The sequence below is a fragment of the Aeromonas sp. R1-1 genome (genome assembly GCF_040908495.1).
In the GTDB taxonomy this organism is placed as follows: Bacteria; Pseudomonadota; Gammaproteobacteria; order Enterobacterales; family Aeromonadaceae; genus Aeromonas; species Aeromonas veronii.
In genome coordinates this window covers 1-12,069 of the sequence record NZ_JBFODV010000104.1, presented here as the reverse complement: position 1 = coordinate 12,069, position 12,069 = coordinate 1, and the positions used below count along the sequence as shown (strand labels likewise).

At 60.2% G+C, this 12,069-nt stretch carries 3 protein-coding genes and 1 pseudogene; 3 read left to right on the top strand and 1 reads right to left on the bottom strand.

Annotated elements, in window-relative coordinates; all coding sequences use genetic code 11:
• From AB5Y92_RS06355 to glpC, 3 genes and pseudogenes are all read left to right on the top strand, one after another.
• Window positions 1-193 (top strand): annotated as a pseudogene (locus tag AB5Y92_RS06355) (anaerobic glycerol-3-phosphate dehydrogenase subunit A); the annotation flags it as partial.
• Window positions 183-1,448, top strand: coding sequence for a glycerol-3-phosphate dehydrogenase subunit GlpB (gene glpB / locus AB5Y92_RS06350; RefSeq protein ID WP_139732243.1), 1,266 nt, complete (start codon window positions 183-185; stop codon window positions 1,446-1,448). The pseudogene AB5Y92_RS06355 and the gene glpB, both read left to right, overlap by 11 nt.
• A 51-nt stretch (window positions 1,449-1,499) precedes the next feature.
• Window positions 1,500-2,702 (top strand): anaerobic glycerol-3-phosphate dehydrogenase subunit GlpC, encoded by a 1,203-nt coding sequence (gene glpC, locus AB5Y92_RS06345; RefSeq protein ID WP_040069181.1) that lies wholly within the window; start codon window positions 1,500-1,502, stop codon window positions 2,700-2,702.
• Between the two features lie 97 nt (window positions 2,703-2,799).
• Here the strand turns inward: glpC and AB5Y92_RS06340 are convergent.
• The coding region (locus tag AB5Y92_RS06340; RefSeq protein WP_368225996.1) for a type I secretion C-terminal target domain-containing protein at window positions 2,800-12,069 on the bottom strand (9,270 nt) is incomplete at its 5' end.

Genomic DNA, 12,069 nt, shown 5'->3' with positions numbered 1-12,069 from the left:
GTTCCTGGAGGAGCGCTACAAGGGGACCCGCCCCGTCCTGTGGGGCGATGCCCTGCGCGAGGCCGAGTTCACCTACTGGATCTACGAAGGGCTGTTTGGCTTGGGGGAGTGGACGGCGCCGCAGCTGGTTGCCGATACCCCACGCGACCCAACCAGCGAGACCACTCACAAGGAGAGCCGTCATGAAGTTTGACAATATCGTTATCGGCGGTGGCATGGCGGGACTCTCGGCCGCCCTGCGGCTGGTGGAGGCGGGCCAGAAGACTCTGCTGATGGCCTCCGGCCAGAGTGCCCTCCACTTCTCCTCCGGCTCAGTCGATCTGCTCGAAAGCGAGGGAGATCCCCGCGCCGCCCTGCCCGCCTTTATGGCTGCCCATCCGGATCACCCCTACAGCAAGGTGGGAATGCAGAATATCGAAGCGAGCCTGGCCGATCTGCAGCGCCACTGCGCCGAACAGGGATTGCCGCTGGTGCGCCACGACACCAACCACCAGCGCCTGACCCCCATCGGCACCCTCAAGCGTACCTGGCTCTCCCCCGATACCTGTGCCTGCGTCACCGATGCGCCGATCCCGGATGTACTGCTGCTGGCCACCCTCGAGGGCTTTCGCGACTTTCATCCGGCACTGGCGGCCGCCAATCTGGCGACCCATCCGCGTTTTGCCCACTGCCGCATTCTGACCGGCGAAATCCGTCTGCCCCAACTGGCCGAATTCAGCCGCAACCCCCACGAGTTTCGCTCAGCCGACATCGCGCGCCTGTGTGACAAGCATCATCTGGTGGCCGATCTGGCCCGCGAGATCAGCCGCATGGTACAGGAGAGCGGTGTACCCGGCTGCCGCCATATCGTGCTGCCCGCCTGCCTGTCGCTGGGGCTGGTTGGCCCGCGTCTGGCGGAGCTGGAGCAGCGCACCGGCTGCACCATCAAGGAGGTGGCCACCATGCCGCCGTCACTCATCGGCATGCGGATGCAGGAGGCGCTCAAGCGCCGCTTTATGGCCCTTGGCGGCACCTTCCTCACCAGCGAGCGGGTGCTGGGCGCTCGTTACGAAGGTGACCGGGTGGTCGGCGTACATACCCAGAATGGCGATGATCAGCTGTTCGAAGCAGACAACTTCGTGCTTGCCTCCGGCAGCTTCTTCAGCCGTGGGCTGGAATCCCGTCTGCGTGGCATTCGCGAACCCATCTTCGATGCCGATGTGTTGAGTCTGGAGGAGCGTGATGCCTGGGCCGGTCGCCGCCTGTTCGACCATCACCCTTTCATGGGCTTCGGGGTCAAGACCGACGACAAGCTCAGAGTGCTGCGTGGCGGCAAGCCACTCGCCAACCTCTATGGTGCCGGCAGTGTCTTGGCTCATTACGACCCAATTCGTGAAGGTTCCGGCTCCGGTGTTGCCGTTGCCACCGGCTGGCAGGCTGCCGGTCATATTCTGGGCGCGGCCCAATGATTACTACGTCCCATATCCCGTGCCTTCATCATCGCCGGGAGGAGAACTGACATGCTACTGGATCACGCCAACCAAACTTTCGATCAGTGCATCAAATGCACCGTCTGTACCGCCTACTGCCCGGTGGCCAAGGCCAATCCCGCCTACCCCGGCCCGAAACAGGCGGGCCCGGATGGGGAGCGACTGCGGATCAAGAGCCCCGAGCTCTTTGACAGCGCCCTCAAGCACTGCACCAACTGCAAACGCTGTGAAGTGGCCTGCCCGAGCGGGGTGCGCATCGGCGACATCATCGCCAAGGCCAAACACCAGTACAGCGGTTTCAAACCGGGGATCCGCGAGTTCGTGCTCTCTCACACCGATCTGATGGGCAGCATGTCTACCCTGATGGCGCCGGTGGTCAACTTCACCACCGGCCTCAAGCCGATGAAACTGGTGCTGGACAAGGCGCTGGGGGTCTCATCCCACCGCGACCTGCCCAAATACTCTCAGGGCACCTTCCGCGGCTGGTACAAGAAGCAAAAAGAAGCTCAGGCTCGTTATGAGCGCCAAATCGCCTACTTCCACGGCTGCTACGTCAACTACAACCACCCGCAGCTTGGCAAGGAGCTGGTGCAGGTGCTCAACGCCATGAACATCGGTGTGCAGTTGCTTGAGCGGGAGAAGTGCTGCGGCGTACCACTGATTGCCAACGGCTTCATGGACAAGGCCAAGCAGCAGGCGGCCTTCAACATCAAGCAGATGGAGAACTCCCTGCTGGGCAACGAGATGCCGCTGCTGGCCACCTCCTCCACCTGCGGCTTTACCCTGCGCGATGAATATCCCCACCTGCTGGAGCAGGACAACCACAAGGTGCGGGATCGCATCTCGCTGGTGACCCGCTTCCTGTGGAACGAGTTCTACAAGGGCAACAAACCGGCGATGAAACCGCTCAATCTGCACATCGCCTACCACACCCCCTGTCACATGGAAAAAATGGGGGGCGTCATCTACACCCTCGAATTGCTGCGCGCCATTCCCGGGGTCAAGGTAACGGTACTGGAGTCCCAGTGCTGCGGTATCGCCGGCACCTACGGCTTCAAGTCGGAGAACTACCAGACCAGCCAGACCATCGGCGAGGGGCTGTTCGATCAAATCAATCGCCTCTCCCCCGATCTGGTGATCACCGACTGCGAGACCTGCAAATGGCAGATCGAGATGAGCACCAGCTTCCGCTGTGAGCATCCGATCCACCTGTTGGCACAGGCGTTGGCCTGACTACTCCGGCCCTTGCGGCCGCATAAAAACAATCCACGCAGAGATAAACAAAGAGCCGGCAATTGCCGGCTCTTCTTTTTACGCTTCACGCTCGCTATCAGGGGTGCTGGATGATCAGGCTATGTTGATCTTCCAGCATGCTCTGCAGGATATCGTGGGACGAGGTGCTGGTGAGATTCCAGCTGGTCAGATCCACATCCTTCAGGGTGATCTGCTGAGTTATCTGGCCATCACCCGCGGGGGAAACCGAGAGATTCACATCGCTCAGGCCATTGCTCCCCGTGGTCACCGAGGCTGAGAGATGCTTGAGCAGATCATCGACACCATTGCCAGTGACCCCTTGCAGCATGTCAGCCAGATCGATCTTGTCCCCCTGTTCCGGATGGAAGTCGGTGATGGTATCGATGGCGGGCTGCCCCTGACACCCCTCATCCCCGTGCTGCCAAACGAAGAGATCGCTGCCAGCCCCGCCGGTGAGAATATCGTTGCCATGGCCCCCCAATAGACGGTCATCGCCGGAGGAGCCAAACAGCCAATCCCCCTGATCGGAACCGACCAGCTCATGACCACTCTGGCCATGCACCGTGATAGTCTCAAGGGGCGTGCTGACGGTTGAGCCGCCGACACTCGACTCGGCACTGATCCCCAGCACATGGTCACCGTCGCCAAAACCGCTGAAGTAGAGCGGAACCGAGTGATCGGCCGGGATCAGCCAGTCGCCATTGCCATCGGCATGACCGACGCTCTGACCATGCTCGTCCTGCACCTGCGCCCCATTCAGGCCGCTGATGCGGATGGATAGCTCGCCGGTGGCCGGATTGACCACGCTGGCATTGATGCCAAGGGGGATAACGGCCCCCTGCAAGGCATGGAACGCATGCTGATCCACCGTCAGACCCGGCATATCCGGCTCGGGAGTGACCGTGATGGTCACCTGATCGGTGTCGCTCAGCGGGCCACCCGCACCAGTGTTGCCCTGATCGGAGGTAGTGACGGTAAGGGTATCCTCTCCCCAGAAATCTTTGACCGGTTCATAGTGCAGGTTGCTTGCCAGCAACTGGTTGAGATCAGCCAGCGACCCCACCAGGGTTATCTCGCTGGTACCCGCCCCCTGCACCATCACGGCACCAGTTGCACCCAGCAAGGTCAGCACACCATGCTCGACCCGCAACACCATGGAGACAGGCGCACTGCCTGCATCCACATCCTTCACGCTGACGCCGGAGAGCGACAGGGAGCCATCCTCCTTCACCGTCATGCTGCCAGGCAGCTGATTGACCGGGGCATCGTTGACCGGCTGCACCTCGATAGGCAGCACATCGGTATCGCTGAGTGCCCCGCCACTACCCGTGTTCCCCTGATCGTTGGTGACCATGGTCAGGGCGTCATTGCCGTAGAAATCACTGTTGCCCTGATAGGTGACCCCACCAGAGAGCAAGGCATTGAGATCGGCCTGCGTGCCGGTCAGCACCAGCGAACCGGTGCCGTTACCGACCACCGTCACGCCGCTGCCAGCAGGCAGCGTCAGGGTGCCATGCTCCACCGACAGGGTGATCTTGATGGGGCTGTTGCCTGCATCCACATCTTTCACCTGCAAACCGTGGATGACAAAAGGCTGATCTTCCTGCGCGACCTGAGGGGTTGTTGGCATTACGTTGATTGGCGCATCGTTGACCGGACTCACCTCCACATGGATGGTGCCATTGACCTCGGGGCCAAGGGCGCCGTTATCGAGGCTCTGGGCGGTGATCTTGAGATCCAGTGCACCGTTGGCATCATTGGTCACCAGCTCGACCGTACCCAGCTTGCCGCCCTCGGTAGTGACCTGCCAGCGACCGCCACCCAGGTCAACAACCGTCCCAGCCACGCCGTTTGGCAAGCGGATCTCGGCACCATCAGGCACCCCTTCTATGGTGACCCGCACCTGCTCGGGCTTGTTCTCATGCACATTCCCCGCACTGCCGCCGGTTGGTTGGGTATCCCGGGTCTCCAGCCCCAGATCCAGAGTGATCACATCCCCTTCGGTACCGCTCGCCTGACCCTGAATGTCGGCGATAAGGGCATCCCCCACCGGATTGACGGTGACGGTAAAGCTGCCACTGGTTTCGAGCGGAATGGTGAGCCCCTTGTCCAAGGTAAAGGCGCTCAGCGACAGCTCCACAGTGCCGCTGAAATCAGCTGGCGGGCTCAGGGTCAGCTTGGAGAAATCGGTCCCCACCGGGATCTGCCAGACGCCGCCACCATTGTTGACCGCCGGAGCCGACAGGGTGAAGCCATCCGGTACCCCCTTGATCTGCAGCGCGACGATCTGCTCCGAGCCATCATTGTCGATAAGGGTTGCGCCAAATCCGGCAAGGTTGACCGTGCCATCTTCGCTCCCCGTGACGCTGTGCACCGAGAGTTGGGCCGGATCGTTGACCGGTCTCACCTCACAGCCGACCTGTCCGCACCAGCTGCCGCTGTCAGTCACCTGCTGGCCGCCGACCAGCGCGGTATCGACGATATCGACCTTGATGTCGAGCGGCACCTGACCGCTGAAGTGCTCTTTGGGCACGAACACCAAGTCCTTGAGGGCAGCCACATCGTTAACCACCAGAGTGTTGACCGGCTTGCCACTGCCATCGAGGAAGTAGCCATATTTTGCATCCACCCTGATGGTGACCCGCTCCACGGTTTCAAGGCCGCCGCCCGCGATGGAGGGGCTGATGTCGGCCAATTTCACCGAGAGATCGAGGTGGATCTTGCTATCTTCCAGATTGTCCGGCTGTCCGTCATGGTTGGTATCCAGCACGGTCAAAGTCAGTTCCGGATGCTCGCCACGGCCACCATTCACATCTACCACGGGGGCCACATCGACCCGTACCGTCGTGCTGTCGACCTTGATATCGCCACTGGCAGTATCCGTGTTGACCACCTTCACCTCGATATTGAGCGAGCCGGCAAAGTCTTGCGGCAAACCGAGGGTCAGCCCTTCCAGCCCCACCAGTGACGGCGGCACCTTGATGACGTACTCACCGGTCGAGATGTTGTACTCGGCCCCGCTGATGGTCACACCCGCCGGAAGCCCCTTGAGGACTATGGTCACCTCGTCGCTCGCCTGGTCGGCGGCGCCGATATGGATCACGCCTTTGAGCTGCTGACCAAAATCAACCCGGATATCCTCCTTGCCCACCAGTACGGCGTTGTCGTCGATATCGACAGTCGCCGCCGGCGTCTTGGGCGTCACTGGCTTGTTTTCAAATTCGGCACTGGTTTCCAGGCTCACTTTAACATGGGCGCTGGCATCGCCATCATCGCCCCGGTCGATCACCATGGCATCGATGCGGATCGGTTCGACCTTGCCGACAAACCCGTCCGGCGCATGCAGCTTGAAGCTACCGAGATTGCCCGCCGGCACGATCCAGCTGCCGTTACCGTTGTTGATACCGCCAACCACCACAAACTGATCGCTTGCACCACCGTTCAACACCGGCAGGTTGATCACCAGATAGTCGATCTCCTCCACGCTCGAGGGATCGAGGTCGGTAAAGACGAAGCGTCCAGTCAGGTCTATATCAGCCCCACTCTGCCCCACGAGAGCTCCACCGCTCTGGGTCAGCACGCCATCGGGCTCCACCACGGCCTGGATATCGACATGCAGATTGCCATCGATCACCTTCTCGGCCACCGCGCCCGAATCCACATCATGCTGGGTCACGGTAACGTGGCTCTGGATATTGGTATCCCGATCGCTATCCTCCGGCGCCTTCACCAGCAGTTGTCCCCCGTTGAGCAGGCTGTCGAGCTGGGCGGCAGTCAGGGTGACCTTGCCACTGACCACGGTCAGCTGGCTCTCGACACTGCCGACTCGCAGCCAGATCTGGTAGCCATCCTCCACCCCGGAGAGACTCAGCGCCGTGACTTTCTCGGCGCCGTCAGTAAGGGTCGGATACCAGTCCAGCACGGTGAACTGATCTTCCAGGCCATGGCTGGTCTTGCTGTAGTCGGTGGCGTCAATCTCCGGCTCCACCTTGATATGCAGCGGCACATCGAAGCTCTTGTGATCGCCATCGTTCTCGGTCACCACCACCTTGGCGATCAGGTTCAAATCCGCCGTGCTGTTATGAGGCGGCTGAATAAGCAGGTTGCCAAAATCGGAGACATCGACTTGATAGGTCGGCTTGCCATGGGCGTCGAGTCCGGCAAAGGTGAGGGTCAGCTCCTTGCCATTGGCATCAAAGACCCGGGCACCTTCCGGCAGCCCTTGCAGCACCACGTTGAGGCTCTCGGAAGTATCGTGCGGGGTATCGACCCACTCGCCCGAGGTGAGGGTAAAGTTGAGCGGTGCCCGTCCATCCTCACCCACTGTGGTGGCATAGCCTGTCCCTTCGGCCTCCCAGCCGGTATTGCCAAGCTCGAAGTGAGGCTGATCCACCACCCCCACCAGATCCACATGAAGGGTCTGGGAGCCCGTCTCCTTTTCGTTCACCACGGTATGGGTCTGGCCACTGGCATCGGTCAAGGTCGCCGTGTCTTTCACCACCCCCTTGATGGTCAGATCGAAATCGACGTTGCTGTTTTTGGGGGGCTGCAGTTTGAGCTCGGCGATGCGAGCGTAGGGCACCTCATAGTAACCGGCTATGTTCTGTGCAACGGCGGAACCACCCAGCAACAAGGTTGCACCGTCAGGCAGGCCACTGATGCGGACAAACATCTGTTCGGAGCCATCGAGTTTGTCACCCAGATGAGCAAGGGCGATCTTGCTGCCCAGATCGAGCAGGGTGTCTTCCTTGCCCTGAATGTCACGCACGGTGAGCTTGGCGTCATCGGCCACCGGATTGACGTTGATCACCAGATCAATTTTGTCTCCCTGCGCCGTACCCTGACCCTGAGCGATCGGGTTCTTCTCGGTGCTGATCGGCGTCACCGACAGCTTGATGTCACCACTGAAATCCTTGCCCGGAACCACAGTCACCTTGTTGATGTTGCCTGCCGAAACGGTGTAGATGCCACTGCTATTTGGCTTGAGCTCGGCACCGTTGAGCATCAAGGTTCCCTTGCCCGCTTCCAGCTTGATCTGATAGGTCAACGTCTCGGATCTGTCGGTATCAGTCAGGCTCGCCTTGACGTCCAGCTTGATACCCGTGCTGTCTTCATTGGTGTCATAGTGGCGAGTGGTGTTGGCTGTGTCCCACATCGGCTTGTCGGCCACGCCGCGCACTGTCACAGCCAGATCGCCCGTTACAGCCGCAGGTGCCGCCCCTTCGGTGACACCGACCTGCAGTTGCACCTGGAAGTGCAGCGGCTGACCGCCATTGCTCCAGCTCGACCAGTTGCTTGAAGGCACAAAGGTCACCCCCTGAGTGGTGTAGTGAACATTATCACTGGTCACCATGGCCGCTGGCGGCACGATAAACCACTTGCCATCAGCCGTGGTGGTGAGGGCAACGCCGTTGTAATAGAAGGTGCCATGGGCATTGGCAGGCGCCTGGATAAGCAACTGATCCACATGCTCACCGCGATCGAAATCGCCAATATCGAGCTGCATGTTGATAGGGATACCCAGCCTCGGGTCTTGCGCCCCCTGATCTTCGTTACCAATGGCTGCGCTAACGGTAAAACGCACCGCTTCATCCTGCAGATTGAGGGTCAGTGTGCTGTCTGCACGATCGCCATCGCCATCGACCAGATGGGCTGTCACCACCTGACTGAGCTGACTTGCATCGTGATTGAAACCGGCCGCAGGCTTGAAGGAGTAGGACCCATCGGCAGAGATGGTCAGGGTTCCCATCACCTGCTTGCCATCGGGGCTCATCACATCTTGTATCAAAGAGCCATTGATGGCGTACGTCTGGCCATTGATGGTAATCGACTCGACGCGGGCACCATCCGCACCTTCATTGGCGGTAGGCAGCAGATCGCCGGTCACGGTACTGCTCCCCTCGCTCAGGGTATGTGCCAGCACAGTGCCGATAGGCATGTCATCTTGTACCGTCACGGTCACACTGACGTTCGGACTGCGATCGCCATCATGATCGGTGACAAACAGCGGCACTTCGATGGTCAACTCATCCTTGCCTTGTGCACCGTGATCAAGCTGGCCTACCAGATGAACGCTGTAACTGCCGTTAACATCGAGGTGGACCCAGAAAACGGGCTTGCCCCCCTCGGCCGTAGCCAGATACCAGCCGGTGCTGTGTGGAGCCAGCGTAACCGCTTTGCCACCCGACATGAGGTGATTGGCCTGATTGAATGCAGCCACATCCAGCTCAAGGGAGGCAACCCGATCCGAACCGGCTGTGATGGTCACCTTGCCACTATCGGTTTCTCCACTCCCTGCAGGTGTGGTCCCCGGATGCTGACCGTTCACTGCATCGAGATCCGACTCCTCGACCCGAACCGGTTCAATGACGGATATGATCGGGTTGATGCCATCAGTCACCGTGACAGTGGCGGTGCCCTGGTTTTTGCTGCCATCGCTGTCGGTGACTTCTACCGGCAAGGTCAGGTTGAGTTTGTTATCCGCCCCGTGCTCCAGGTTGGTATGCACCGTCACCTGATAACCTATCTCTGCGCTGGTGTGAGCGGCGATAGTGGCAGGGACAGTGGGGATAGATACCGTCATCACTACCAGACCGCCACTGGTCACCGCCTGGAAGGTGTGACCATCGGTGCCAACCGCTTTCCAGGTCAGGGTTTCGCCGTTATGGGTGATGGGCTTGCCGCTGGCATCCATGACCTGACCGGAGAGGGTCAGTCGCACATCAGTCACCGGATCCGAGTCGGCCTTGATGGTGATCTTGCCGCTCGCCTGCTGGTCATCAACGGCCGAGTTGGTGCCATCGAAGCGCCCTTCATTGAGGGTTACATCGGTCAGGGTGAGGGTCGGTTTATCTCCTTCCCCAATCTGGATATTGAGGGTACCACTGGTGCTGTCGTTGTTGCCGCCCGCCTTGTCGTAGTCGTTGACGATCACCTTGATGGGCAGCTCGGTCACGGCGTTGCCGCCCTGATGAAGCCCCTGATAAAGGGTGACCTGATAGTCAAACCCGTTCTTGCCCGCCTGATCGAGGCTGCCAACCAGCTTGACCTCGAACACCTCGACCCGCTGGCCATCCACCATCACATAGCCCTTGAGCAGCTGGCTGCCGGGGATCAGCGGGTCACCATCCACCAGCTCGTACTGCACCGGTTTACCCAATGCGGTCAGCGCAGGTTGTTCGCTGCCATCGGCAAACACCACTTCCACCACCCGATCCGACCCGGCTTGCACATCGAAGTGACCGGTTTGGCTCAGGTTGTTGCTGCCGGTGAGGTCCCCCTCATCCAGGGAGACGCCTTTGCCCGGAATAAAGCTCGGTGCCTTGCCATCCACGATGGTGAGCGGCAGCGTGGTACCGATGCGATCGCCATCCTTATCGGCCAGGGTGACGGCAAGCGGCAGGTTGAGGGATTCACTCCCCTTGTGATCCAGCTCGCCGCTCAGGGTGACCTTGGCGGTGACGCTCCAGTTGCCGTTGTTATCGACCAGGCTGAGCTCGGCGCGCAGCACCACCTGGCCACCGGCGGTCCCGACCAGCTGGCCGGTTGCGGGATCGACGGTGAAAGTAACCGGGTTGCCGTGGCTGGTGAGTCCGATGAGGGTGCTCTGGATAGCGGCGATATCAAAACCAAGAGAGTTAGGGTCAAGGGCATCGCTGCCGTGCGCGACCGAGAAACTCATGGTGCTGACGGCAGCCGTCTCCCCTTGCGCCATCTCGGTGATGGTGGTGCCGGTCACGGCGGAGATGGTCGGATTGGCACCATCACCCACCGCCACAGTAATGGTGGAGGAGACCTTGTCACCATCGCTGTCGAGCAGGGTAAAGCCTGCCTTGAGCAGGCTGTCGGCACTGCCCTGATCCAGCGGTTGATGGAGGGTGAAGCTGTATTTGCCATCGTTACCGAGGGTCAGCTCAAACACCAGCTTGCCATCGGGGGTACGCCCCTCGATACGATGATCGGCCACCGTGATGGTCACGGCCTGCTTGCCCGAGGTGAACCCTTGCAGCCCCGGCTGATTGGCATCGAAGGTGATGCTGGCCAGCGGATCGCTGCCTGCTGTGATAGTCAGATCACCGTCAAGGGTCTGGCCCTGCTGCCAGTTGCTATCTTCGGTGAGCGAGAGGGAGACAGGATTAACCTGTGGCAAGACACCATCGGTAATGGTGATATTGAGGGTGCCGAGATTGCTCTTGTCGCCGTCAAAATCTGAACCCTGTACCTTCAGGCCAAGATTGAGGCTGTTGGTCGCTTCCGGCTCGTCAAACACGCCGGTCAGGGAGACGTTGTATTTGCCATCCAGTCCGATGGTAACTGTAAGGATCGTCTTGCCCTGCCAATCCTTGACGATCAGCTGGTTGTCCTGAACCTCGTAAGTCGTCGCCTTGCCCTGGCTGGTGAGCCCCGCCAGCGCCGGCTGGCTCGCCTCAAAGTTGAGGGAGACCAGACGATCACTCCCCACCGTCACCGGCAGTTGGCCATCGATGCTCTGGTTGCCCCCTTCTTGCAGGGCGACCCCCTTGTCGATGCCCAATGCGGGATCACTGCCATCATTGACGGTCAGGGTCAGGTTGGCGCTGGTGCTGTCCCCATCTATCTCGTTGGCGCTCACCTGCAAATCGAGGGAAAGCATGTCGCTCCCCTGATGATCGAGCGGGCCGGTGAGGGTAACCACCACCCGCCCAGCCAGATCGCTGCCCTGCTGCTGCGCATTCAATTCGGCGCGCAGCACCTCCACCCGTTGGCCACTGCCATCCAGGTAGTAACCCACCAAGGTGCGATCATCGGCAAATTCAAAGGTCAGCGGATGACCATCGCTGGCAAGACCCGAGCCGTTGAGGGTAGTCAGGGTACTGTTCTGATTACTGAACACCAGCGAATCCGCCAACAAAGGATCGACACCGTGTTTGACTACAAAACGGCTCTCACCCACTACGGCAGCACCGTTGATAAAGGCATCTTCGGTCAGGGTAATGGGCGGGAGATCAACGTCAAAGTTGGGCGGATTGCTGTCCACCAGATTGATCACCAGCGGCGCCTTCACCAGATCGCCGTCGCTGTCGCGATATTCGAGGTTGAACGGCAGGCGCAACACGTCCTGACCGTGATCCAGGCTTTGACTCCAGACGATGCGGTAACTTCCGTCATTGTTGAGGGTCAGGGTGAAGACAGTCGCCCCACCGGCACTGGCGGTCAGGGTCTGACCGTTGATGGTGTAGCCAAGGGGCGCGCCATGGCTGACGAGCCCCAGCCCTTCCAAGGCACTCTGATCAGCGGCGAACTGGACTTGCAGATTGCCATCCTGGCCAGCACCGGTATTTAGACTACCGGTCGTGGTGATCGGGCC

Excerpts from the sequence above, each read along its gene's own strand:
- glpB (WP_139732243.1), top strand. The coding sequence starts at position 183 with ATGAAGTTTGACAATATCGTTATCGGCGGTGGCATGGCGGGACTCTCG.
- glpC (WP_040069181.1), top strand. The coding sequence starts at position 1,500 with ATGCTACTGGATCACGCCAACCAAACTTTCGATCAGTGCATCAAATGC.